The following is a 22,762-nucleotide window of genomic DNA, read 5'->3' on the forward strand; positions in this document are numbered from 1 at the left end:
GCTAGCAGCGGCTATCGAGGGCTGACAACGGCTCTCGTCGTCCGACGATGATCCCGGCGCGCCGGCTCTCCGCCGAGGTGACAGTCGTCTGCGAGTCGACGGTGAACCCGTGCTCGCGCAGCCAGGCCGCCATCTGGGCTGGCTGACGACGATGGACGTGCACGTTCATCGGGTGGCCGCCGTAGCCCTCCGTCTTGAGTGTCGTCTCGTCACCGACGTGGAAGCCGAGCAGCAGGGGGCCGCCGGGACGCACCACCCGCCGGAAGTGCGCGAACACCGCGCCGATCTGGTCGTCCGGGATGTGGATGAGGGAGTACCAGGCGACCAGGCCGGTGACCGAGCCATCAGCCAGATCGAGGTCGGTCATCGAGCCAACCTCGAACCTCAGCTCAGGATGATCACGGCGGGCCACCTCGATCATCCCGGGCGAGAGATCGATCCCGAAGGCATCGACGCCGAGCGTGTGCAGGTGGGCGGTGATTCGCCCCGTCCCGCAGCCCACGTCGGCGACCGGCCCGCCGCCGGCGCTCCGCACGAGATCTGCGAACGACGCCAGAGTGGCTCGTTCGTGCGGTGACTCCGCCAGGAGTTCACGTACCAGGCGCGCGTAGCTGACCGCGACCGTGTCGTAGGAGGTCCGGGTATCTGCCAACCAACCGTCGTCGTCCACGACGGCAACGCTAGAGCAGCGAGTCGACGAGCCTGGCGGTCTGTGCGGGTCGCGGAAGTGTCGGTGGTGGTCGATATGGTTCGGCGGTGACCGTGACCACCGATGCCCCTGGGACGCTGCCCACCCACGCCGACGAGGCCCGGCTGTGGGCACTCATCGAGGCGGCCTGGGCCGACTTGGGCGCCGAGCCCTTGGCGCTGCGCCAGGCCCTCGTCGAGCGTGATCCCGCCGCGTCCGCCGATGGCGATGACGAGGACGGCCCGTCCTACCCGATCGACGCCTGGCTTGACGCCTTCCTGAACCGGATCGGGCAGCTGACCGCCGAGCTGACCGGGCAGGAGCTGACGGATCTCGACCGGGTGGTGGAGCGCAAGCTGCACGACATCGATCGGGAGGACATCCACGGGGTGACCGACGGGTCGGACGACGGTTTCCTCTACGCCCGAGGCTTCATCGTGGCCCTGGGGCAGGCATATTACGAGGCGGTTCGCGCCGACCCCGCCATGGCGCTGTTGGACGCCGACTGCGAAGGCATGTGCTATCTCTTCGCGCATCTGCACAACGATCGGTTCGGCTCGTGGCCGGAGACCGGCTCCGGCATCTCCCGGGAGTCATTCGGCAACCCGGCCGGCTGGTCGGCCTGACCGGAGCCAGAGAATCAGCCCGGGTCGCGCTGCTCGATCCGCCACAAGTAATCGAGCAGAATCTCAGGCCTTTTCAAGCACGATCAAGCGGTATTCCAGCCAACGCCGCAACAATCCAGCCTGCAACGCCGAACCGCCAATCATGTTGGCCCATAGGGGCATCTCAACAAGACGGTTGCGAAGCCGTGGAATTACGGCTGTGGCACCCACGGCCAGCTTGACCACGCGGTCGCGTGGCCGACCGAGGCGCAGTATGAGGTCAGATCCAGGTCCTCGACCATGCGCAAGCCAGCGCGCTCAGACATGGCAACTAGTTCGGCCACAGTATGCAAACTCCCGATACGCCAGCCGGCGCGGAACTGGTCGAGACAGCGCTCGCGAGCGGCAAGCCCGCGATCCTTCTCGGTCATCCAGTCGTCGCACAAGATCAGGCGGCCGCCAGGGCGCAGCCGATCCACCAGGGATGGGAGTAGGTTCTCCAGCGACGGCGAGTGAACTACCGCCTCTACGGCGACCATGGCGTCATAGCGCGGTTCCGCAGGCAGCAGCTCGGCGAAGTCGGCGCAGATCACGTGGCAACGGTCGGTCAGTCCATCGCGGGCGAACCGCTTCGCTGCGATCTCAGCCTGGACTCGGCTGATGGTCACGCCAGAGATGAACCCGTCCACCTCGTGGGCCAGGCGAACCATCGTCGCACCGACGCCACAACCAAGGTCGAGCACCCTTGCGCTTCCCTGAGGCACGTAGTCGCGCAAACGCTCGATCATCAGGCGGTTGACGGTGTCCATGGCCTCCGCGGAATTCGCGACATCCGGAGTCCATACGCCACGGTGGATGGCGTCACTGCCGGGGCTCTCGGCAACCATGAGGAACCGACGCGTGTTGTCGTCGTAGTAGTCAGCGACGCGATCAACGTGGCCAGAAGCGCCCTGCTCAGTTGTCGATCCCATCGATGAAAGCTATCAGGCGACCCCCGGCGCCGTTACTCTCCGCAAAGACAGGTTGACGGAAGGGTGCGAACTTTCTTTGGGTGCAGCGGGATCAGACGTAGATCTTCTGGGCGTACTCCGGGCCGTAGTGCCGTTCCAAGTCTTCCAGGCTCTCCACCGGCGCCTCGACCTCCTTGATCAGGCGTGCTCGGGACGGCAGTGCCTCGGGCCGCCAGGTCTCCGGCTGCCACAGCGCCGACCGCAGGAACGCCTTCGCGCAGTGGTAGAAGATCTGCTCGATCTCCACCACGACGGCGAGCACCGGCCGGTGCCCCTTGACCACCATGTCGTCGAACCAGGGCGCGTCGCTGACCAGGCGGGCCCGCCCGTTGATCCGCAGCGTGTCGGTCCGCCCGGGGATCAGGAAGAGCAACCCGATGTGCGGGTTGTCGAGAATGTTGCGATAGCCGTCGGCCCGCTTGTTGCCCGGCCGCTCGGGCAGCGCGACTGTCGTGTCGTCCAGCACCAGGGCGAACCCGGCCGGGTCGCCCTTGGGTGAGACGTCGCAGCTGCCGTCCGCGCCGGCCGTGGCCATCAGACAGAACGGCGAGGCGCCGAGCCACTCGCGGTCCCGCTCGTGCAGGCGGGTGCGTTCCTTGTTGGCGGCCCGCGCGCTCGGTACACCGAGCAACTCGCGCAACTCGTCGTGCGAGGTGATCTCTACCGTCACGTCGGTCCTCCCTCAGCCGTTGACCCGGTGGCGGGCACCATCGTGGTCAGCCTAGGCCGCCGTGACCAGCGCGAGGTTTGTGCCGGGTGGACGGGGGTACGGCCTGACCCGACGTGCCCACCGCAGGAGACCGTTCCGCAGGACGCCGACCAGTGGAGGCCGGGAGATGGAGAGCCGACTCAAGGTGCTGGGTCACCCAGTCCATCCGATGCTGGTCATGTTCCCGGTGGCGTTGCTGGCCACGGCGGTGCTCTTCGACGTGGTGGACACCGTCGGCGGTCCCGACTTCCTCGGCGAGGTCGCGTACTGGAACATCACCGTCGGTCTGATCGGCGGCCTGCTCGCCGCGGCGGCCGGCTCGTTCGACCTGCTGGCGATCCCGACCGGCACCCGCGCCAAGCGGGTGGGTCTGCTGCACGCGGCCGCCAACGTCGCGGTGATCCTGCTCTTCGCCGCCGTGTGGGCCGTGCGACTCAACGCGGATTCCCGGGCCGCCGGCGGCGCGCTGGTCGCCATCGAGGTGGTCGCGGTGGCGATCCTCGGCATCAGCGCCTGGCTCGGTGGTGAGCTGGTCGACCGGCTCGGTGTGGGCGTCGACAGCGACGCCGGCCTGGACGCGCCCAGCTCACTACGGCCGCCCACGGCCACCCAGCGGATCGGAGAGGTGTGATGAGCGAGCAGCAGTTCGGTGGCTTCGGCCGGGGTTGGCGAGGCAGCCGGCAGCAGGGCTGGGACCCGATGGGGGAGTTGCAGTCGCTGCGCGCCGAGCTGAGCCGCCTGGTCGGCGGTCGCGCCGGGGCGTCCGACGTCGAGTTGACCGAGACCTCGGACGGCTGGGAGGTCATCGTCCGGCTGCCCGGGGTGGCACCGGAGGAGGTGGCGGTCGAGCTGGACGACCGCGAGTTGTGCGTGCGGGCCCGCTCGGAGGCGGAGGTCAACGCCGACCAGGGCATCCCCGGTGGCTTCGAGACGCGCGGCTTCGAATACCGGGTCAACCTGCCGTCGCGGGTCGAGCCGGACGCCATCGACGCGGTCATGGACCATGGCCTGCTCCGGGTCCACCTGCCCAGGGCGACCCGGCCCACGCCGCGCACCATCACCGTGGGCCGCACCGGGCCGCGCTCCGGCGGCCTCTCCACGGGTACGCCGATGCCGGCCGATCCTGCCGCGGACCGGGAGTTGCACCGCCCGGACACCGTCGGCGAGATCGACCGGCAGTAGCGGGCCGCGTGGTCACCGCGTCCGTGCTCGGCCCGACCCCCGAGCGCCTTCCCGACGTACGGCGGATCGCTGTGCTGCGTGCCAACGCGCTCGGCGATTTCATCTTCACCCTGCCGGCGCTGGACGCGCTGCGCTGCGCGTACCCCTCGGCGGAGATCGTGTTGCTCGGTGCGCCGTGGCACGCGAAGCTCTGGCGCGACCGGCCCGGCCCGGTGGACCGGGTGCTGGTGGTGCCGCCGGCGCCCGGCATCCGTACCCCCGACCCGGGTGAGCCGGAGTCGTCGATGGACGACTTCCTGGCCGCTGCCGCGGGTGCGGGGTTCGACGTGGCGGTGCAGATCCACGGTGGCGGGGCCAACTCCAACCCGCTGGTCAGCCGGCTCGGTGCCCGGGTGACGGTCGGCCTGCGCGCCGACGACGCGCCGGCGCTGGACCGGTGGCTGCGCTACGTCTACTACCAGCACGAGGTGATCCGCTACCTGGAGGTGGTGGCGCTGGTGGGAGCGCCGGCCACCACCATCACCCCGACGCTTGCGGTGACCGACGCCGACCGGGCCGAGGCCGCCCGGGTGCTCGGCCCGGCTGACCGTCCCCGGGTGGCGCTGCATCCGGGCGCCACCGACACCCGCCGCCGCTGGCCCGCCGAGCGCTTCGCCGAGGTGGCCCGTGCGCTGCACGAGGACGGCTACGAGGTGCTGGTCACCGGCACGCGCTCCGAGCAGGAGGTGGTGGACCGGGTCGTCGCCGTGGCGCAGGTGCCGGTGCGTCCACAGGTGGGCACGCTCAGCCTGGGCGGGTTGGTGGGCTGTTACGCCGACTGCGCGTTGGTCGTCTCGAACGACACCGGCCCGCTGCACCTGGCCGCTGCGGTGGGTACGCCGACGGTCGGCATCTTCTGGGTCGGCAACCTGATCAACGGGGCCAGCCCGTTGCGGGGCCGGCACCGGCCGATCAGTTCGTGGACGGTGCACTGCCCGGTCTGCGGGGTCGACTGCACACCGGGCATCTATCCGCACCGGCCGGGCGACGGTGATTGCCCACACCGGGATTCGTTCGTCACCGACGTCCCAGTGGTCGAGGTACTGGAAGCCGCCCGGGAGTTGCTCACCCCGTAGTTCTTCAGGCCGGCTGCGGGGTGTCCTCGTCGGCGAGGACGACCTCCCACGCCTCCACGTCCCGGTCGGTGACAGTGGTGGGGGACTCCAGGTGGTACGCCCCGCTGGGCAGGACACCTGCCCCGCCGTACCGGGACAAGACCGCGAGCTGTGCGGCCACGTCCTCGCCCTGGTGCTTCTCCTGCACCCGACGCCAGAAGTCGAAGCCACCGGCGTCGACGAGCTTGGCCCGGTCGTAGAGCACACACCCGCCGATCCAGGAGACCTTGTACGCCCGCCACGCGCCCGGCGGCAGCGCCAACTGCTCGGTGATGTGCAGCAGATTGGCGGCCGAATGGATCCGCGCTCGGTTCCACTGCGGGGTGTCGGGTCGGATCCGCTCCGGTGTGGGCGGGCCGATCCACTCCTCATAGTGGCCGTGCGACTCCGGCCGCAGGTCGTCGGCGTACGAGAGCCCGTGCACACCGTTGCCGACGAACCCGCAGCCCAGCTCACCGATCGCGGTGACCAGCCGGTGCAGCGTCCCCGGTTCCAGCCACACGTCGTCGTCGAGGCTGAGGACGTACCGGGCGGTCGAGGCGGCGAGCAGGTATGCCCGGTGTTCGGCCAACCCTCGTCGGGGCAGCCGGCGGGTCAGCAGCACCGGGTGACCCCGGTGGCGTAGCGCCCGGACCATGGTGGCTGCGGCCGGATGCGCGTACGCCGGATCCCCATCGGACTGATCGCTGACGACCACACCGAAGCCGGGCAGCCCCTCCTGGGCGGCGAGCCCACCCAGGGTGACCGCCAACTCGGCGGGCCGGTTCCGGGTCGGAATCAGCACGTCGACCAGCCGCTCGGCGCGGAACTCCTCCGGGGCGCCGAGGTCGAGGGGGCGGTTCACGACGCCTGGGTGCGCAGCGACGGGTCGGGTGTCGGGTCTACGACCTGCGGCGACGGGTCCTGGCTGTGCGACCGGATCCGTTCGATGATCGCTGAGGTGGACCGGTCCGGCACGTACCCCAGGGTGCGCACCTGGCCGCCCAGCCGGCGCACCAGCGGCCCCTCCGGCACCAGCTCCGGCGGATAGTCGCCACCCTTGACGTACACGTCGGGTCGGACCGCCTCGATCAACGCGGCCGGCGAGTCCTCCTCGAAGACCACCACGTGGTCCACGCAGGCGAGCGCGGCGAGCAGGGCGCCCCGGTCCTCGACCGGGTTGACCGGCCGGTCCGGGCCCTTCAGCCGTCGTACGCTGCCGTCCGAGTTGACCGCCACGATGAGCAGGTCACCCAGCGCGCGGGCCTGTTCCAGGTAGCGCACGTGCCCGCGATGCAGCACGTCGAAGCAGCCGTTGGTGAACACCACCGACCGTCCCGCCTCGCGGTACTCGGCCACGATCGCGTCCAACTCGTCGCCGCCGACAAGCGCGGGGTGGCTCGTGGTCTCGGTCGGCTGGTCGAGCGCGGCGAGCAGGTCGTCCCGCCGGCACACGCAGGTGCCGGTGTCCGAGACGGTGATGGTGGCCGCCAACTGGGCGAGTTGGGCGGCGGTGGGTAGTGGCGCGTCGGCGGCCAGGGCCAACGTCATCGCCGCCAGGTACGCGTCGCCGGCGCCCACGGCATGGCTCGCCGGCACCGGGGTGCTGTGGCTGCGTCGCGGCTCCCCGTCGGCGCCGCCGACCACCGCACCTTCGGTGTCCAGGGTCACCGCGACCACGTCGGCACCGGTGTGCGCGCGCAGTTCGGCCAGGCGCGACTCGGCCAGGACAGCCCGGTCCACGCCCTCGCCGGCCCGGGTGTTCACTGTGACGCCGGTGCCGGTGACGCTGAGCCCGTCGCCGGTGAGGGCGACCCGCCCCTCACCCGGGGTGGGCTCACCGACCGGCCCGGTGCTGTCGGCACCCGCCGGCTCGGCGGTGCCGTCGTCGGCGCGTACCCCGCCCGGGGCCGCCCCTACGGTCATCTCGGAGGGCCCGTCGGCCGGGTCGCTGTCGAGGTGTTCCAGGTGCAGCTCGGTCCCGCCAACCGGTCGGGTCATCCCGCCCGCGCGGGCCAACAGCCGGGTCGCCTCGGCGAAGCTGGGGGTGACCACGGTCGGCGCGAGGCCCCGCCAGTCGGCCAGGTCGTGGGCGTCCAGCGCGACCGTGGCGTACCGCTCGCGTTGCTCGACCAGCCACGCGCGGACCGGCGCGGGCAGCGCGCCCAGGCCGTAGTCGCAGACCACCAGGGTCGGCGCCTCGCCACCGGCGGCGGCGCGCAGCTCCTCGGTGGCGCAGCTCAGGGCGGTGAGCAGCCGGGTCACGCCCTCGTGGTCCAGGGCGTCGTCCGGATCGCCGGAGTCCTCGCGCAGCAGGATCTGGTTGCCAGCAAGCATCCGTCGCTTCACCGGGGTGGGTCGTCCGGGCTGGTTTACCGTGCGATCCCAGACGCCCGCGCGGTCCAGGCAGTCGTGCAGTTCGTCCCCGGCGACGTCCGCGCCGACCGGTGCCACCAGCACTGCCCGGCCGCCGAGGGCGGCGACGTTGACTGCGGTGTTCGCGGCCCCACCGGCGGCGGAGATCCGCCTGCGCAACGTGAGGACCGGGGCGGGTGCCTCCCGGCAGAGCCGGTCGGAGTCGGCGAACCGCCATTCGTCCAACATGGCGTCACCGACGATCAGGACTGGGCGTCCGAGCCAGCTCTCCACGACGGTGGCGAGCCGGCGCTGTTCCGCTGCTGCTCCTGCCATGCCTCCCCGGATCCCCCACGGCCTGCCCGACAAACCTGCGCGACCCTGCCGCCCACCTCGTTGATCATGGAGTTATTGCCATCCGCCTCGGCGTGTCGGGGCAATAACTTCATGATCGACGCAGGGGGAGGGGGGTTGGGCGCATGGTTTGCTGCTTTCCGGATAGAAGGTCGTATGACCACCGAAGCCCCTGACGTGCCGGTGCTGAACCGTCAGCAGATCCGGCTGCTCATGTTCGGCCTGATGACCGGCATGCTGCTGGCCGCACTCGACCAGACCATCGTCGGTACGGCGCTGCCGACCATCGTCGGCGAGCTGGGCGGGATCAACCACTACTCGTGGGTGGTGACCGCGTACCTGCTCGCCTCGACCGCTTCGACGCCGCTCTACGGCAAGATGGCCGACCTGTACGGACGTCGGCCGGTCTTCCTCTTCTCGATCGGCACGTTCCTGGTCGGCTCGCTGCTGGCCGGGCTGTCGCAGAACATGACCCAGCTGATCATCACCCGGGGCATCCAGGGCCTCGGTGCCGGTGGTCTGCTGACGCTCGCGTTCACCATCATCTCGGACGTGGTGTCCCCCCGGGAGCGTGGTCGTTACCAGGGCCTGTTCGGCGCGGTCTTCGGGATCTCGTCGGTGGCCGGGCCGCTGGTCGGTGGTTACTTCGCGGAGACCGACTGGCGCTGGATCTTCTATATCAACGTGCCGCTGGCGGTCCTGGCGATCGTCGTCTGCTACCACGTGATGCGGTTGATCCCGTTCGAACGGCGGGACCACTCGATCGACTGGCTCGGTGCCGGCCTGCTGGTGGCCGGGGTGAGTTCCCTGCTGCTCGCGCTGAGCTGGGGCGGCAACGAGTACGCCTGGGGCTCCGGCCTGATCATCGGGCTCTTCGTCGTCGGTGCGGTGCTGGGGGTGCTCTTCGTCCTTCAGGAGGCCCGGGTGGCCGAGCCGATCCTGCCGCTGCGGTTGTTCCGCAGCGCCAGCTTCGCGCTGGCCAACTCGGCGCTGCTCATCATCGGTCTGGTGATGTTCGGTTCGATCATCTTCATCCCGCTCTACCTGCAGATCGTGAAGGGCGCGTCGCCGACCCGCAGCGGTCTGCTGATGCTGCCGATGATGGCCGGCATCATCATCACCTCGATCCTGACCGGCCGCGCGATGAGCCGGATCGGCCGGTACAAGTGGTTCCCGGTGGCCGGCTCGGTGCTGCTCCTGGTCGGCATGTTCCTCTTCACCCAGTTGGAGGTGAGCACCTCACTGTGGGTCGCTTTCGGCTACATGGTGGTGATCGGTGTCGGGCTGGGTCTGTGTATGCAGTCGCTGATCCTGGCGGTGCAGAACGCGGTCTCCGTACGCGACCTGGGGGCCGGCACCTCCTCCGCGACCTTCTTCCGGTCGCTGGGCGGTTCGTTCGGGGTGGCGATCCTCGGCACGGTGCTCTCGTCCCGGCTGACCAGCGGGCTCGCTGACCGGCTGCCCGACGCGATCGCGCAGCTCCCTCCGCAGGAGCGGGCCGCCGTCGCGGCGAGCGGCGGCAGCAACATCTCGATCAACGATCCGGCCACCATCCTGGCCCTGCCGGGGCCGGTACGCGCGGCCATCCAGAACGCCTTCGTCGACGCGCTGGACATGGTCTTCCTGACTGCCGGCCTGATCGCGATCCTGGCGGTGGTGGTCACCCTGACGCTGCCCAACACGCCCCTGCGGGGCGCCGGCCCGAAGGGCGCCACCGGTGGCGCCGACCCGCTCGGCGGTAAGGCCCCGGCATCGGGCGGCAAGCCGCTGACCCGCGAATCCAAGGAGGAGGCCGCCGCCGACATGGAGGCCAAGTCCCAGACGATGATCTGAGCGCTTCGACCGACCGCCCCGGACCTCTCCGGGGCGGTCGGTGTCATCCGGCCACGAGTCTTAGCGGCTGCGGGTGCTGGCTGTGGAGACCGTCGAGCGCCGCGGAGGTCGCCGCGTCGGCGGGCAGGTGCACGATCAGACGCTGGTCGTCGTCCGCGGGGAGTTCGAGGGTCTCGTAGGCGAGCCGGAGCATGCCCGCCTCGGGATGGGCCAGGCGGAAGATGCCGCTGGCCTTCGGCAGGCTGGGAATCGTGTCGACGCGCCGGGTGAAGGCGTCGCCCGCCGTGATGGTCAGCTCATCCACCAGGGCGGCCATCGGCGGGTAGGCCCGAAACGGACCTTGCTTGAGGGCGGCGACCTGCTCGTCGGCCAGGTGGTCCCAGTCCGGGTACGCACTGCGCGCTCGGGCGTCGGCGAGCAGGAACCGGGCGAGGTTGGGCGGTGTCGCGTCCAGCAGACCGATCGGCCCGACCAGCCGAACGTAGCCGGCGGTGTGGGCCAGGACGTCGCTGAGCTGGTTGAGCAGCACCGCCGGCGTGGGTTCGAGACGGTCGAGCAGCGCCCGCACGGTTGGACGTACCTCGCCGGACGGGGTGATCTGGCCGCGGCAGTTGTAACTGGGATCGGCCGCCTTGGTGAGGCGGTGCAGGTGGGCGCGCTCGTTCCAGTTCAACCGGAGTGCGTTGGCGAGCGCGGCGAGCACCTGCGGGGACGGTCGGCGGTCGCGGCCCTGTTCGAGTCTCGTGACGTACTCCACGCTCACGTCGGCAAGCGCCGCCACCTCGGAGCGGCGCAGCCCGGGGGCCCGGCGGCGCGGCCCGGCGGGCAGCCCCACCTCGGCCGGCGTGACCGCTTCACGGTGGACGCGCAGGAACAGCCCGAGCTCGTTGTCGCTCACCAACCGAACGTAACAACGCCGGCCGACCGGATGGTGTCCCTGCCACTACCAGTCTCTGTCCGGCCTCCCTGACCTCCGGCCAGGTGACGACCGTGGGGGAAGGCGCTCGACAGCGGTCGAGCGGAATTCCCTTGTCGGTTGGAGCGTGAGTCATGAGTCGTACGGTTGCGGTCGTCGGCGGCGGTTACGGGGGTACGGCGGTCGCCAAGGCGCTGGAGTCGGTGGCCGATGTCGTCCTCATCGATCCTCGGGACGCGTTCGTCAACGTGGCGGCGTCGCTGCGGGCCCTGGTCCGGCCCGACTGGGCGGGCAACATGTTCTTCCCCTTCGAGACGGTGCTCTCGCGGGCCACGGTGCTCCGAGATCGAGCCGTCTCGGTGGATCCTGGCGGCGTCACGCTGGCCTCGGGTCAGCGTGTCGAGGCCGACTATCTGGTGCTCGCCACCGGCTCCAGCTACGCCTACCCGGCCCGGCTCAACGCCGACTCCGTGGAGGCGGCGCTCGACGATCTGCGCCAGACCAACAAGGAGTTGGCCAGCGCCGAGCGGGTCCTGATCCTTGGTGCCGGGCCGGTCGGGTTGGAGCTGGCCGGTGAGATCAAGGACGCCTGGCCGGAGAAGCACGTGACCATCGTCGACCCGGCCGAGCGGCTGCTGCCGGGCTTCCAGCCGGAGATGTGCGATGACTTGCACCGGCAGCTCGACGAGTTGGGTATCGAGGTGCGGCTGGGCACCAGACTGGTCGGGCCGTCGACGACCGAGGCCAATCGGGCCGCAACCTTCACGGCCACCACCACCGACGGCGACGAGATCACCGCCGACATCTGGTTCCGTGCCTTTGGTCTGCGGACCAACAGCGACTACCTGGTCGACGGCCGACTGACGACGCTCACCTCGCGGGGGCAGGTAGCCGTCACCGAGACGCTCAACGTGCGGGGGGCCGACGCCATCCTCGGCCACGTCTACGCGATCGGTGACCTGACCGATGTCGCCGAGGAGAAGCTGGCGGCGTACGCGTTGCAGCACGCCGAGGTGGTGGTGCAGAACATCACCGCGCAGCTGCGTGGCGAACGGGCCACCGTCGCGTACCAGCCCCTGCCCGACCCGATGATCCTGCTCCCCCTCGGGCCGCGTCTCGGTGTCGGTCAGATGCCGACGCCCGACGGCCTGGCCGTCGTTCCGGCCGCGACCGTCGCCGAGTACAAGGGCGTCGACCTGTTTACCGGCCGGTTCACCGCACAGTTCGGCCCCACCGCAGCCTGAGGCGCTACCTGCGAAATCTTGATCATGTAACGGAATCGCGGCGTTCGACGTCCTTAAGGGGGAAGCGCCACCGGGCGATTCCCCCGGCCGGCGGTCCGGCCGGGCCCGCTCGTGACCGGCCTCGCAGGCGACGAGCGGCTCACTTCCACTCGGGGACGTGCATTGCATCAGCACCTCAAGAATCGACTGCTCGGCACCACTCTCGCACTGCTCACCACGGCCGGAGCCGGCGTGACGCTGCCGGCCGCTCCGGCCGAAGCGGCCGGGGTTCGGCCCGACCTGCGGATCGACCTGACCATGGTCAGTACCTCTGCAATGATCGCGTCCAACAAGACGGTCGCGGTCGTGCGGGCCGCCGTCGACAACATCGGCGCGGCCAGCGCGGCGGACGCCAGCATCGCCTTCAAGCTGCCGGCTGGCAGCTCGATCATCGGCGATCCGTCCTGGCAGTGCGACTACTCCACGTTCGTCTGCGTCAACACCTATGGGCCAGTGCCTGCGGGTGGGTCGGCGGAGCCGCTGGCCATCTACCTCGGCCTGCCGGCTGGCCCGGCAGGCACGGTCGCCACCATCGGGGCGACGGTCTCGACCAGCGCCCGCGAGGTGACCCGGACCAACAACACCGGCCAGGTCGAGGCCATGTACGCGCTGGCCCCCGAGCTCAGCCTGGTGCCTGGTGCGGATACCGGCGGGTGGACCGAGACCGACGTGCCGAACGAGGGCGGGCCGATCCAGTCGACGTTCACGGTCCGCAACACCGGCACGGCGGCCGCGCAGGATCTCCGCCTGGTCGTCGACCGACCGGCCAACGTGACGCTCGATGGTGAGCCGCTCGGCTCCGGTGTCTGGAGTTGCGATCTGGCATCGACCCCACTGGTCTGCACGGCCGACCCACTGGAGCCGGGGGCCACCGCCAGCATCACCATCCCGATGCGGGCCGCGGCCGGTACGACCGACGAGCGTTTCGCCACGCACGGCCGGGTCACCACGTCCAGCGCGGAGTGGATGGTCAACTTGAACAACGAGGCGGACGTGCTGTACCGCTACGTCGGTCTGACGCCAACGGAGTAGGTCAGGGGCCGGGCTCCGGTCCCCACTCGGGCTCCGGAGCTCGGCCTACTTGAGGATGAGCCGGTTGGTCTGCTCGAAGACGTCCAGGTCGGCCAGGGTCTCGACGACCGAGGTGGAGAGTGGGGCGGGGAGCCGGTCGCGGGGGAAGAAGCCGGCGTCGGTGGTCTCGTCGGTGACCCGGGTCAGCTGCCCGTCCCACTCCTCGACCTTGAACGCGGTCGTGAACACCTGGTACGTGTGCCCGTACATGTTGGTGCTCGTCCGGTCCGGGCCGGTGTAGAGGGCGAACGCGCAGACCCGTAGCGCGCGCAGCCCGGTCTCCTCGCGGACCTCGCGGACCGCGCAGTCGGCGATCGACTCGCCCAGTTCCATCGCGCCGGCCGGCATGGCCCACTGGCCGTTGTCCGAGCGTTTGATCAGCAGAATGCGTCCGGCGTCGTCGTTGACCACGGCACGGGCGCCGACGAACATCAGCGTCCGGTCCCCGGCGAGCGCGCGCAACTGCCCTACGTACGAGTCGGCCCAGGAGATGCTCACCTGCGCCAACTTACGGGGGTTCCCAACGTGTGACCGCCGACACTAGCTTGTTACCCATGCGTAGCACGATGATGGACGCTCCCCTGCAGATCTCCCGGATCCTCGACCACGGGGCAGGGGTGCACGGCACGGCCGAGGTGGTCACCTGGACGGGCGCCGAACCCCGCCGGATGACGTACGCCGAGGTGGGCCGTGCCGCCGCCCGGCTGGCACACGCGCTGCGCGACGAGTGTGGGGTGACCGGCGACGAGCGGGTCGCCACCTTCATGTGGAACAACAACGAGCACCTGGTGGCCTACTTCGCGGTGCCGAGCATGGGTGCGGTGTTGCACACGCTCAACATCCGGCTCTTCCCGGACCAGGTCGTCTACATCGCCAATCACGCGCAGGACCGGGTGGTGCTCGTCGACAGCACGCTCATTCCGCTGCTGGCCCGGGTGATCGGTGAGCTGACCACGGTGCGGCACGTCGTGGTGGTCGGCGGCGGTGACCCGGCGCCGCTGGTGGCGGCTGCCGGCGACCGGATCACTGTGCACCACTGGGACGCGCTGCTCGCCGACCGGCCCGACACGTACGACTGGCCCGAGGTCGACGAGCGCGACGCCGCAGCGCTCTGCTACACCTCGGGCACCACCGGCAACCCGAAGGGCGTGGCCTACTCGCACCGGTCGATCTATCTGCACTCGTTGCAGGTCTGCATGCCGGAGGGTTTCGGTCTCGGACCGACCGACCGGGAGTTGGCCATCGTGCCGATGTTCCACGCCATGTCCTGGGGCCTGCCGTACGCGGCCTTCCTCTCCGGCGCGTCGCTGATCATGCCGGACCGGTTCCTCCAGGCCGCGCCGATCGCCGAGATGATCGCCGCCGAGCGGCCCACCCTGGCCGGGGCGGTGCCGACAATCTGGACCGACCTGCTGGCCTACCTGGACGCCCACGACGTGGACACCTCCTCGCTCGGCGAGGTGATCGTCGGCGGCTCGGCGTGCCCGCCGGCGCTGATGCACGCCTTTGACGAGCGGCACGGGATCGACGTCATCCACGCCTGGGGGATGACCGAGATGTCCCCACTGGGGTCGGTCTCGCGTCCGCCTGCCGGTGCGAGCGGTGCGCAGGCGTGGCGCTACCGCTACACCCAGGGGCGGGTGCCGGCGGGCGTGCAGGCGCGGATCGTCGGCCCGTCGGGCGAGCCGATGCCCGCCGATGGCAAGGCCGTGGGCGAGCTGGAGGTCCGTGGGCCGTGGGTGACCGCTCGGTACGTCGGTGACGACACCCCGGACGAGGAGAAGTTCCGCGACGGCTGGCTGCGTACCGGTGACGTGGGCACCCTCTCGCCGGACGGGTACATCACGCTTACCGACCGCGCCAAGGACGTGATCAAGTCCGGGGGTGAGTGGATCTCGTCGGTGGAGCTGGAGAACGCGCTGATGGCCCACCCGGCGGTGTTGGAGGCGTGCGTGGTGGGTGTCCCGGACGAGCGGTGGGACGAACGGCCGCTGGCGACAGTGGTGGTCCGGGAGGGCGCCGCGGTGACCGCCGAGGAGCTGCGGGACTTCCTGGCCAGCTCGGTGGCGCGCTGGCAGTTGCCCGAGCGCTGGGCGTTCATCGACACGGTGCCGAAGACAAGCGTGGGCAAGTTCGACAAGAAGGTCGTCCGTTCGCGGTACGCAGGGGGCGAGCTGACTGTCCAAGAGCTGACTGCCCCGTAACGTTTTCCCCGGCACTGTCGCCTATTGGGCGGATGAACAACCCTCCCCAGGGGCGGCCCCGGCGTTCGCACCGCGCCGGGGCCGCCCGTTCCACGCGGGGTGACCCGCACTGTCATTGTTGCGAAAGTTGTTCGCTTCTGTCCGGCCGACGGGGAAATCGGGTGGTCAGCGACCCAATCAGGCGTCGCTGGTGGTGACGAGCACCTTGCCCACCGTCGAGTCCTCCACCGCCTGGTGCGCCGCAGCGGCCTCGGCCAGGGGGTAGTAGTGCAGCGGCAGGCCGGCGTCCGCGCCGACCCGGATGCCGCCCTGGCTGGCCGCCGCCGCCACGTCCTTCACGCCCTGCGCCTTTGCCGCCTTCGGCTCCGTGTAGACCAGCACGAATTGCCAGCGGGCGTTCGGCACCATCATCGCCCGGATCGGGATGCTCACCTCACCCCCACCGTCGTCGGCGTACATGCAGACCGCGCCGCCGTGCCGCAGCACCTGTACGTCGACCGAGGCGTTGCGGGCGGGGGAGACCTCGACGATCGTGTGTACGCCGTCGGGGGCGATCTTGCGGACCTCCTCGACCACGTCCTGCTCCCGATAGTTGATCACGTAGGACGCGCCGGCCCACGCCGCGAGCTGCGCCTTCTCCGCGCTGCTCACCGTGGCGATCACCGTGGCGTCGGCCCAACGGGCGAGCTGGATCGCGGCGTTGCCGACCGCGCCAGCGCCGCCCTGCACCAGCACGGTGTGATCCGCCAACGCGCCGGCCCGCAGCGTGTCCGGCATGAACTCGCCAGCGGTCAGACAGCGGTGTGCGGTGAGGAACGGGATGCCCAGGGCGGCGCCCAGCTCGAACGCGGCGTCGCCGAGGCGTACCGCCTGCCGGACCGGCACCAGCGTGTATTCCGCAGTGGTGCCCCACGGTCGCTGCCAGGCGGCCTCCCAGAGCCACACCCGCTCACCGATCAGATCCGGGTCGACCCCCGCGCCGGCCGCCTCCACCACCCCCGCGCCGTCCTGCCCGGGAATCTGCCACCCGTCCGGTGGGGAGTTGCGGCGGGACTTCCAGTCGGTCGGGTTCACCCCCGCGACCGCCATCCGCACCAGAACCTCGCCCGCACCCGGCTCCGGCACCGGCCGGTCGACCAGTCGCAGCACCGAAGGGTCGCCGGTGCGCTCGTACACGATGGCTCTCATCCGTGGTCTCTACCCCGCTCGGCTCTCGTCAACCCAGCTCGTCCACCAGCTCGGGGGTCAGCTCACCGATCGCGTCCAGCGTCACCACTGCGAGCCCGGCGGCGTCCGGATCGAGCGGGTACGAGCCGTGCGGCACCGCCACCACCCGCATCCCCGCCGCCGCCGCGGAGCGCACCCCGTTGGACGAGTCCTCCACTGCCACACAGCGGGTCGGGTCGACCCCGAGGCGCTGCGCGACGCTCAGGTACACGTCCGGTGCGGGCTTGCCCCGCTCGGTCTGCTCGGTGGAGAGGGTCGCGCCGAACGCGTCGGTCAGGCCGGTGGCGGCCAGCGCCGCCTCGATCAGCCGGGTCGGCGACGAACTGGCCAACCCGAGCGGCCACCGCGCGGCCAGCCGGCGGACGACCTGGTCGGCGCCGTCGATGAGGGGTACGTGGTCCCGGTAGCGTCGGGTCATCTCCTCGACCACCTCGACGGCGACCTGCTCGGCGGTGCGGCCGACGCCCAGCTCACCGCTGAGGTAGTGGGCCCACTCGCCGGTGCTCATCCCCATCAGTCGGCGTTGGGTGTCCGGTTGCCACGTTCCGCCGTGCGCCGCCACGTACGCCCGGCGGACCTCCTCCCACACCGGTTCGGAATCCACGATCACGCCGTCCAGGTCGAAGACCACCGCATCCGTCACGGGCCCATCCTGCCCGACCGGTGGGTGCCCAGTCAGCCGGGCAGCGCGGGCAGGCCGAGCGGGCTGTCCGCGGGGAGCAAGGTGTGGCCGGACCGGGCGATCGGCTCCAGCAGCTCCCGGATCCGGTCGGTGTCGTCGGGGCCGAGCGTCTGCCACGGGTGCGCGGCGGCCCGGTCCGTGGCGTCCTCGACGGCCTGGAACGCGGCCCGGGAGTCTTCGGTGACCGCGCCGTCCCCGGTCAGCCAGCCCCGCTGCGTGAGTCGTTCGCGGGCGGCGTGCCACTGCTCCTCGGACCAGCCCCGGCCCAGCACGTACTGCGGCGGCGAAGCGTCCAGCACGGCTCGCCAGGTAAGCGTCTCCACCGGGTCCAGCCCGGCGGCCACCAGCGCCGCCACGTGCCCGTCGCCCCGGTGCTCGCGCAGCGTGGTGGCGGCCTGCCAGAGCCGAGCCAGCGGGTATTCCCCGATCGGGAGCGCCGCGTTGGCCGCGCTGAGCACCCGGCCGGCGGTCTGCGCGGCCGAGGCGGCCCGCTCCAGCAGGGCGGCGGCCTCCGCCAGGTGTGACTCGGGCAGCTCGTAGGTCAGCTCGGCGAGCGCCTGCACGGCACCGGTCAGGCGGGCGCGCAGCGCCTCCTGCGGGGAGGCCAGCTGCCACACCGACGGCAGCGCGCGGGCCACCATCGGCGGCGCGAAGTTGAAGAAGGCGGCGACCACCGGGGCCGCCTCGGTGGCTCCCAGCGGCGCGGCCCGGCCGGCGAAGTAACCACGCCAGTAGCCGCGCAGCCCCACCGCCTCGTACGCGGCACGGGCCCGGGGGTGCAGGTAGGTGACCGCGTGCACCGGCTCGAAGTACGCCCACATCGACCGGGCGGTCCGCCCAGGCTCGTCCAGCGCCGTCACATGCACCTCCGCGTCCCGTTTCGGATGCTCACCCCGGGCGGCGAACCGCCCGGGGTGACGCCGAACCTACTGCCGCTGGGTGACGGGCCGGAAGCCCCATGTGAACAACTCCATCGCGACCCGGCGGCAACCGGGACGACCCGGACAGGTCACTGGGCGGCGAGGACGTCCACCACGAAGCGCAGCGGGCCGGTCGGACGTCCACCGGCGGCGGCCGGGTCGTTGCCGTACCCCAACTCGCCCGGGATGTCGAGCTGCACCCGGCTGCCCACGGTCACGCCGACCAGGCCCTGGTCCCAACCGGGGATGACCTGACCCACGCCGATTGGGAAGGTGGCCGGCTGCCCGCTGCTCCAGGAGGAGTCGAACTCCTTGCCGTCCTTGTAGAACACCCCCACGTAGTTGGTGGTGATGTTCTGGCCCTTCTGCACGGCCGGGCCGGTGCCCTTGATCAGCGGGGTGACGGTGAGCTTCTTGAGCTCACCCGTGCCCGCCTTCACCTCCGGCTTGCTGCCCAGCGCCGGGTCGGCGCCGGCCGGCAGCTGCGGAGCGGGCGGTGCGGCGGCCTCGTCGGGGGCCCCGGCAGAGGCGGACGGGGTGGCGTCGGCCTGGTTCGCGGGCTTGTCCTTACCTCCGCCGATCGTCACGAAGACGGCGATCAGCGTCGCGGCCACGGCGACGGCGGCGAGGCTGCTGATCACCGCGTTGCGCTTCCGCTTCCGGTCGGCGGCCTGCTTCGCCGCCAACTGGGCGGCCAGGCGGCGCCCCGACTTGGTTGCCGGGCTCTGGTCCGGGCCCGTCTGCTGCGTCCGCTCGCTCACGTCGTCGACTCCCTGCTGCGAAGTGTGGCCGGCACCCGGTGCCGGGGGGAAAGCCGACGCACACGGTACCCGCACCGCGGCCTACCGTGCCCGCTGCGTTTGCCTCGGATCGCCCAGCACGACAGTTCGAGGGCTTTCTCGGGCAGTTATTCGGGGACGACCATGAAGTCGGTCACGAACGAGGTGACCCGGCCGTCGGCGGCACGCCCGATCCAGGTGCCGTAGCAGCCGTCGCCCCAACCGGTGGTCACGGTGACGACGTTGGCGCCGCTGGCCTCGTCCAAAACAGCGGTGATCAGCCCCGGGACCGGGGACGAGTGCAGATCGGCGGGGATGAAGACCTCCTCGACCCGCTCCTCGTCCCACCCCTCCAGGATGGCGAGCGCCGTCGGGTCGGCGAGGGTGCCGGTGCCGGCGTCTACCCCGTACCCGAAGTAGTCGTCCGCGCCGAGCGTGGCGACGTCCTGGTCGCCCGCCACGGCCAGCTCCCAGCGGGTGGTCGGCTCGTCGGAGATCACCAGCTGAAACGCGGCCACCCGCCGGTCCACCTCGGCGTCCTCCCGGAGCACCACGGCCACCCAGGCGCGGGCGGCGTACCGCCCCGGCGGCACCGTGACCGTGAACGGCTCGGCCTCCGGGCAGACCAGCGGGTCACACCCGACCACCTGGCCGGTGGGCAGCACGACGTCGCCCGCCGGGTGGGCCTCGATCAGGTACCCGCCGTGCTGGTCGGTGAAACGGGCGCCGGACGTCAACAACCGGTCCAGATCAGGGGTGTACGGCATGAGGGCTCCTCCGGTGGCCAGCGGCCGGCGGAGCGTACCCAACCCGGCGGACACCGCCGTCGCTGCCGTACGGTCAGGCGCTCTTGCGGGGTGCGGTCTTGCGCGCGGCCGTCTTCTTTGCCGGCTCGGCCTTCTTCGCGGGGGTCTTCTTGGCCGCGGTCTTCTTCGCCGGCTCCGCCGCCTTCTTCTCGGCCGTCTTCTTCGCCGCGGTTTTCTTCGCGGGTGCCTTGGCGGCCTTCTTCTCGGCTGCCTTCTGCGCGGACCGGGCCGACGAGATGGGCGTCGGCTCGCCACCACCGCCACCACGGGCGGGCTGCTCGCCCCGAGCCGCCTTGGCGCGTTCCACTGAGGCCTTCAACGCCGCCATCAGGTCTACCGCGGCGGCCGGGGCCTCCTCGATCTCCTCCGGCTGGACGACCTCCCGACCCTCCACCTTGGCGTCGATGACCTCCTGCAACGCCGCCCGGTAGTCGTCGGTGAAGACGTCCGGCTCGAACTCGCCGGTCATCGAGTCGATCAGGGAGCTGGCCATGGCCAGCTCCGGCGGGCGCACCTTGAGGTCCTCGTCGAGGAAACCAAAATCGGGGGTACGGATCTCGTCTGGCCAGAGCATGGTGTTGAGCAGCAGCACCCCCTCGCGGACCCGCAACGTGGCCAACTGCTCCCGCTGGCGCAACGCCACCTTGACGATGGCCACCCGCTCCGAGTCGATAAGCGCGTCGCGCAGCAGCACGTACGGCTTGGTCGCCGCGCCCTCCGGTTCGAGGAAGTACGCCTTGTTGTAGAGGATCGGGTCGACCTGCTCGGCCGGCACGAACTCCAGCACGTCGATGGCACGGGAGCTGGTCAGCGGCAGGTCGGCGAAGTCCTCGTCGGTGAGGATCACCATCTCGCCGCCGCCGATGTCGTAGCCCTTGGCGATGTCGTCGTAGGTGACCTCCTCGCCGCAGACCGAGCAGGTGCGCTTGTAGCGGATCCGGCCGCCGTCCTCGCGGTGCACCTGGTGGAACCGAATGTCCTTCTCCTCGGTCGCGGAGTAGAGCTTCACCCCGATCGAGACGAGCCCGAACGACACGGCTCCCTTCCAGATGGCACGCATCCTGCGGCTCCCTTCCCCGGTATCGACCATGCTCGCATCCGTTAGAACCGGACGCGAGGTGTTCGGCCTGCTACTACAGTCGGGTCGTGCCCGGCGCGCCGCTCAAGCCGATGCTCGCGATGACCGGGCCGCTCCCGGCGGGTGACGGCTGGGCGTACGAGTTCAAGTGGGACGGGGTCCGCGCGCTCGCCGATATTTCCAACGGTGGTCAGCACCTGTATGCCCGCTCCGGCGTCGAGATCACCGCCGCGTACCCGGAGTTGGCCACCCTGCCCGAGCAGGTCGACGACGCGCTGCTCGACGGTGAGGTGGTGCTACTCGGGGAGGGCGGGCAGCCGTCGTTCACGGCGCTGGCCGAGCGGATGCACGTGCGGGACCGGAACAAGGCCGCCCGGTTGGCGGCGGTCATGCCGGTGACGTACATGATCTTCGACCTGCTCCGGCTGAACGGCGACGACCTGACCGGCTGGTCGTACGAGCGCCGCCGCGCGGCCCTGGACGCGCTCGCGCTCGGTGGCCCCCGGTGGGCGGTGCCGCCGATGTTCGCCGACGGGCCGGCCACCTACGAGGCGGCCGGTGAGCATGGCCTGGAGGGCGTGATGGCCAAGCGGGTCGGGGCCGTCTACCGCCCGGGGGTGCGTTCGCCGGACTGGGTGAAGGTCAAGCTGGAGGTGACCGGCGACTTCGTCGTCGGCGGTTGGCGACCGGGAGCCCGCCGGATCGGCGGGCTGCTGGTCGGGGTGCCGGGCCCGGACGGCCGGCTGATCTACCGGGGTCGGGTCGGCGGCGGGATCGGCGCGGCCATCGAGCGACAGCTCCTCGCCGAGCTGGAGCCGCTGCGCTCCGGCGTGTCACCGTTCGCTCCGGGTGTGCCGCGCGAGGATGCCCGAGGTGCCAACTGGGTAACACCGCAGGTGGTGGTGGAGGTGAAGTACGGCCAGCGCACCCCCGACGGCCGGCTGCGCTTCCCCCGGGTGCTGCGGATGCGCCCCGACAAGCCTCCGGAGGAGGTCGAGGATGCCGGCTGAGCGGCTACGGGTGGACGTCGAGGGCCGCGCGCTTGAGCTGTCCAACCTGGACAAGGTGCTCTACCCGGCGGCCGGGTTCACCAAGGGCGAGGTGATCGACTACTACACCCGGATCTCCCCGGTGCTGCTGCCGCACCTGCGGGACCGGCCGGTTACCAGGATCCGCTACCCCAACGGGGTGGACGACAAGTCGTTCTTCGAGAAGAACACGCCGGCCGCGACCCCGGACTGGGTGCGGGTGGAGAATCTGCCCGCCCCCGGGTCGACGAAGGGCCGGGAGACCATCGACTACGTGGTCGCCGACGACCTGCCCACGCTGGTCTGGCTGGCCAACCTGGCCGCGTTGGAGCTGCACACACCGCAGTGGAAGGTGGGCGAGCACCCGGACATGATGGTCGTCGACCTGGACCCAGGCCCGCCGGCCGGGCTCGCCGAGTGTTGCCCGGTGGCGGTGCTGATGCGCGACCGGCTCGCCGACGACGGCATCGAGTCGTACCCGAAGACGTCCGGCAAGAAGGGCATGCAGCTCTGCTGCCCGATCGCCGGCACCCAGTCGTCCGACCTCGTCTCCGACTACGCCCGGCGGATCGCCCAGGAGTTGGAGCAGGCCCACCCGAAGTTGATCGTGTCGAAGATGGCGAAGAACCTTCGGCCGGGCAAGGTCTTCATCGACTGGAGTCAGAACAACGCGGCGAAGACCACCGTTGCGCCGTACTCGCTGCGGGCCCAGTCGGTGCCGTCGGTGTCGACGCCACTGACCTGGGACGAGGTCGAGGCCGGCGCGCGTGGCCGGAAGCCGGCCGTCCGCCAGTTCACCGCCGCCGAGGTCCTGGCCCGGGTCGAGGAGTACGACGACCTGCTCGCCCCGCTGCTCGACGGCGGCCCGGAACTGCCGGGCTGACGCCAGGTGACGTTGG

The 22,762-nt window shown here is 70.8% G+C and carries 23 protein-coding genes; 10 read left to right on the plus strand and 13 right to left on the minus strand.

Annotated features, from left to right (window positions below):
* Nucleotide 1: 1 nt before the first annotated feature.
* On the minus strand, nucleotides 2–670 hold the full coding sequence (locus IF46_RS0100975; RefSeq protein ID WP_030486328.1) for a class I SAM-dependent DNA methyltransferase: 669 nt from the start codon (nucleotides 668–670) through the stop codon (nucleotides 2–4).
* Nucleotides 671–756: 86 nt separating this feature from the next.
* On the opposite strand from IF46_RS0100975, the gene IF46_RS0100980 reads away from it, so the two are divergent.
* On the plus strand, nucleotides 757–1,314 hold the full coding sequence (locus tag IF46_RS0100980) for a DUF4240 domain-containing protein (RefSeq protein ID WP_030486329.1): 558 nt from the start codon (nucleotides 757–759) through the stop codon (nucleotides 1,312–1,314).
* 191 nt (nucleotides 1,315–1,505) lie between these two features.
* Here the strand turns inward: IF46_RS0100980 and IF46_RS0100985 are convergent, their stop codons facing one another.
* Together IF46_RS0100985 and IF46_RS0100990 are read right to left on the minus strand one after the other, a co-directional pair.
* Nucleotides 1,506–2,264, minus strand: coding sequence for an SAM-dependent methyltransferase (locus IF46_RS0100985; RefSeq protein WP_030486330.1), 759 nt, complete (start codon nucleotides 2,262–2,264; stop codon nucleotides 1,506–1,508).
* 91 nt (nucleotides 2,265–2,355) lie between these two features.
* The gene (locus IF46_RS0100990) at nucleotides 2,356–2,973 is read right to left on the minus strand and encodes a pyridoxamine 5'-phosphate oxidase family protein (RefSeq protein WP_030486331.1); all 618 of its coding nucleotides are present in this window, start codon (nucleotides 2,971–2,973) and stop codon (nucleotides 2,356–2,358) included.
* 166 nt (nucleotides 2,974–3,139) lie between these two features.
* Here IF46_RS0100990 and IF46_RS0100995 point away from each other — a divergent pair, with 166 nt between their 5' ends.
* Genes IF46_RS0100995 through IF46_RS0101005 form a run of 3 tightly spaced genes read left to right on the plus strand, consistent with a single transcriptional unit; the run spans nucleotide 3,140 to nucleotide 5,309 of the window.
* Nucleotides 3,140–3,643 carry a DUF2231 domain-containing protein gene (locus IF46_RS0100995; RefSeq protein ID WP_030486332.1) on the plus strand — a complete coding sequence of 168 codons (504 nt, stop codon included), beginning with the start codon at nucleotides 3,140–3,142 and terminating at the stop codon, nucleotides 3,641–3,643.
* The gene (locus tag IF46_RS0101000; protein WP_030486333.1) at nucleotides 3,643–4,194 is read left to right on the plus strand and encodes an Hsp20/alpha crystallin family protein; all 552 of its coding nucleotides are present in this window, start codon (nucleotides 3,643–3,645) and stop codon (nucleotides 4,192–4,194) included. The genes IF46_RS0100995 and IF46_RS0101000 overlap by 1 nt, the downstream gene beginning before the upstream one ends.
* Nucleotides 4,195–4,202: 8 nt before the next feature.
* Nucleotides 4,203–5,309, plus strand: a complete 1,107-nt coding sequence (locus IF46_RS0101005) for a glycosyltransferase family 9 protein (RefSeq protein ID WP_030486334.1) — start codon at nucleotides 4,203–4,205, stop codon at nucleotides 5,307–5,309.
* Between the two features lie 4 nt (nucleotides 5,310–5,313).
* Here IF46_RS0101005 and IF46_RS0101010 read toward each other — a convergent pair whose 3' ends face one another.
* Together IF46_RS0101010 and rfaE2 are read right to left on the minus strand one after the other, a co-directional pair.
* Nucleotides 5,314–6,192 carry a glycosyltransferase family 2 protein gene (locus tag IF46_RS0101010; RefSeq protein WP_030486335.1) on the minus strand — a complete coding sequence of 293 codons (879 nt, stop codon included), beginning with the start codon at nucleotides 6,190–6,192 and terminating at the stop codon, nucleotides 5,314–5,316.
* The gene (gene rfaE2 / locus IF46_RS0101015) at nucleotides 6,189–8,018 is read right to left on the minus strand and encodes a D-glycero-beta-D-manno-heptose 1-phosphate adenylyltransferase (RefSeq protein WP_030486336.1); all 1,830 of its coding nucleotides are present in this window, start codon (nucleotides 8,016–8,018) and stop codon (nucleotides 6,189–6,191) included. Before rfaE2 ends, IF46_RS0101010 begins: the two co-directional genes overlap by 4 nt.
* 174 nt (nucleotides 8,019–8,192) lie before the next feature.
* Between rfaE2 and IF46_RS0101020 the strand changes: the two genes are divergently transcribed.
* The gene (locus IF46_RS0101020; RefSeq protein WP_030486337.1) at nucleotides 8,193–9,869 is read left to right on the plus strand and encodes an MDR family MFS transporter; all 1,677 of its coding nucleotides are present in this window, start codon (nucleotides 8,193–8,195) and stop codon (nucleotides 9,867–9,869) included.
* Between the two features lie 43 nt (nucleotides 9,870–9,912).
* Here IF46_RS0101020 and IF46_RS0101025 read toward each other — a convergent pair whose 3' ends face one another.
* The gene (locus tag IF46_RS0101025) at nucleotides 9,913–10,767 is read right to left on the minus strand and encodes a helix-turn-helix domain-containing protein (protein ID WP_030486338.1); all 855 of its coding nucleotides are present in this window, start codon (nucleotides 10,765–10,767) and stop codon (nucleotides 9,913–9,915) included.
* 152 nt (nucleotides 10,768–10,919) lie between these two features.
* Here IF46_RS0101025 and IF46_RS0101030 point away from each other — a divergent pair, with 152 nt between their 5' ends.
* Complete coding sequence (locus IF46_RS0101030) at nucleotides 10,920–12,029, plus strand: NAD(P)/FAD-dependent oxidoreductase (protein WP_030486339.1); 1,110 nt, start codon at nucleotides 10,920–10,922, stop codon at nucleotides 12,027–12,029.
* A gap of 162 nt (nucleotides 12,030–12,191) precedes the next feature.
* Entirely contained in the window at nucleotides 12,192–13,100 is a 909-nt protein-coding gene (locus tag IF46_RS0101035; protein WP_030486340.1) for a DUF11 domain-containing protein, read from the plus strand.
* Between the two features lie 45 nt (nucleotides 13,101–13,145).
* Here the strand turns inward: IF46_RS0101035 and IF46_RS0101040 are convergent, their stop codons facing one another.
* A complete protein-coding gene (locus IF46_RS0101040) occupies nucleotides 13,146–13,637 on the minus strand; it encodes an NUDIX domain-containing protein (RefSeq protein WP_030486341.1) in 492 nt (163 codons plus the stop codon).
* Nucleotides 13,638–13,708: 71 nt separating this feature from the next.
* On the opposite strand from IF46_RS0101040, the gene IF46_RS0101045 reads away from it, so the two are divergent.
* On the plus strand, nucleotides 13,709–15,343 hold the full coding sequence (locus IF46_RS0101045) for a fatty acid--CoA ligase (RefSeq protein WP_198041337.1): 1,635 nt from the start codon (nucleotides 13,709–13,711) through the stop codon (nucleotides 15,341–15,343).
* A 177-nt stretch (nucleotides 15,344–15,520) separates the two neighbouring features.
* Here the strand turns inward: IF46_RS0101045 and IF46_RS0101050 are convergent, their stop codons facing one another.
* The 6 genes from IF46_RS0101050 to IF46_RS0101075 all read right to left on the minus strand — a co-directional run bounded on the left by IF46_RS0101050 (nucleotide 15,521) and on the right by IF46_RS0101075 (nucleotide 20,817).
* Nucleotides 15,521–16,531, minus strand: a complete 1,011-nt coding sequence (locus tag IF46_RS0101050) for an NADPH:quinone reductase (RefSeq protein ID WP_030486343.1) — start codon at nucleotides 16,529–16,531, stop codon at nucleotides 15,521–15,523.
* Between the two features lie 28 nt (nucleotides 16,532–16,559).
* On the minus strand, nucleotides 16,560–17,213 hold the full coding sequence (locus tag IF46_RS0101055) for an HAD family hydrolase (RefSeq protein WP_030486344.1): 654 nt from the start codon (nucleotides 17,211–17,213) through the stop codon (nucleotides 16,560–16,562).
* Nucleotides 17,214–17,245: 32 nt separating this feature from the next.
* Nucleotides 17,246–18,073 carry an SCO6745 family protein gene (locus tag IF46_RS0101060; protein ID WP_030486345.1) on the minus strand — a complete coding sequence of 276 codons (828 nt, stop codon included), beginning with the start codon at nucleotides 18,071–18,073 and terminating at the stop codon, nucleotides 17,246–17,248.
* A gap of 188 nt (nucleotides 18,074–18,261) precedes the next feature.
* Nucleotides 18,262–18,933 (minus strand): FKBP-type peptidyl-prolyl cis-trans isomerase, encoded by a 672-nt coding sequence (locus tag IF46_RS0101065; protein WP_030486346.1) that lies wholly within the window; start codon nucleotides 18,931–18,933, stop codon nucleotides 18,262–18,264.
* A gap of 146 nt (nucleotides 18,934–19,079) precedes the next feature.
* Nucleotides 19,080–19,718 carry a DUF4241 domain-containing protein gene (locus IF46_RS0101070; protein WP_030486347.1) on the minus strand — a complete coding sequence of 213 codons (639 nt, stop codon included), beginning with the start codon at nucleotides 19,716–19,718 and terminating at the stop codon, nucleotides 19,080–19,082.
* A gap of 73 nt (nucleotides 19,719–19,791) precedes the next feature.
* A complete protein-coding gene (locus IF46_RS0101075; RefSeq protein ID WP_030486348.1) occupies nucleotides 19,792–20,817 on the minus strand; it encodes a Ku protein in 1,026 nt (341 codons plus the stop codon).
* Between the two features lie 86 nt (nucleotides 20,818–20,903).
* On the opposite strand from IF46_RS0101075, the gene ligD (IF46_RS0101080) reads away from it, so the two are divergent.
* Both ligD (IF46_RS0101080) and ligD (IF46_RS0101085) read left to right on the plus strand, forming a co-directional pair.
* Nucleotides 20,904–21,845, plus strand: coding sequence for a non-homologous end-joining DNA ligase (gene ligD, locus IF46_RS0101080; protein WP_030486349.1), 942 nt, complete (start codon nucleotides 20,904–20,906; stop codon nucleotides 21,843–21,845).
* Nucleotides 21,835–22,746, plus strand: a complete 912-nt coding sequence (gene ligD / locus IF46_RS0101085) for a non-homologous end-joining DNA ligase (RefSeq protein WP_030486350.1) — start codon at nucleotides 21,835–21,837, stop codon at nucleotides 22,744–22,746. The genes ligD (IF46_RS0101080) and ligD (IF46_RS0101085) overlap by 11 nt, the downstream gene beginning before the upstream one ends.
* The last annotated feature ends 16 nt before the right edge of the window (nucleotides 22,747–22,762 follow it).

It is taken from the genome of Micromonospora chokoriensis (assembly GCF_000718555.1).
Classification (GTDB): Bacteria; Actinomycetota; Actinomycetes; order Mycobacteriales; family Micromonosporaceae; genus Micromonospora; species Micromonospora chokoriensis_B.

Bases quoted from the DNA above. Each gene is read 5' to 3' on its own strand.
- IF46_RS0100995 (WP_030486332.1), top strand. From the start codon at position 3,140: ATGGAGAGCCGACTCAAGGTGCTGGGTCACCCAGTCCATCCGATGCTG.
- IF46_RS0101075 (WP_030486348.1), bottom strand. From the start codon at position 20,817: ATGCGTGCCATCTGGAAGGGAGCCGTGTCGTTCGGGCTCGTCTCGATC.
- ligD (WP_030486350.1), top strand. From the start codon at position 21,835: ATGCCGGCTGAGCGGCTACGGGTGGACGTCGAGGGCCGCGCGCTTGAG.
- IF46_RS0101020 (WP_030486337.1), top strand. From the start codon at position 8,193: ATGACCACCGAAGCCCCTGACGTGCCGGTGCTGAACCGTCAGCAGATC.
- rfaE2 (WP_030486336.1), bottom strand. From the start codon at position 8,018: ATGGCAGGAGCAGCAGCGGAACAGCGCCGGCTCGCCACCGTCGTGGAG.
- IF46_RS0101000 (WP_030486333.1), top strand. From the start codon at position 3,643: ATGAGCGAGCAGCAGTTCGGTGGCTTCGGCCGGGGTTGGCGAGGCAGC.
- IF46_RS0101070 (WP_030486347.1), bottom strand. From the start codon at position 19,718: ATGCCGTACACCCCTGATCTGGACCGGTTGTTGACGTCCGGCGCCCGT.
- IF46_RS0101030 (WP_030486339.1), top strand. From the start codon at position 10,920: ATGAGTCGTACGGTTGCGGTCGTCGGCGGCGGTTACGGGGGTACGGCG.
- IF46_RS0101050 (WP_030486343.1), bottom strand. From the start codon at position 16,531: ATGAGAGCCATCGTGTACGAGCGCACCGGCGACCCTTCGGTGCTGCGA.
- IF46_RS0101045 (WP_198041337.1), top strand. From the start codon at position 13,709: ATGGACGCTCCCCTGCAGATCTCCCGGATCCTCGACCACGGGGCAGGG.
- IF46_RS0100985 (WP_030486330.1), bottom strand. From the start codon at position 2,264: ATGGGATCGACAACTGAGCAGGGCGCTTCTGGCCACGTTGATCGCGTC.
- IF46_RS0101060 (WP_030486345.1), bottom strand. From the start codon at position 18,073: ATGTGGGCGTACTTCGAGCCGGTGCACGCGGTCACCTACCTGCACCCC.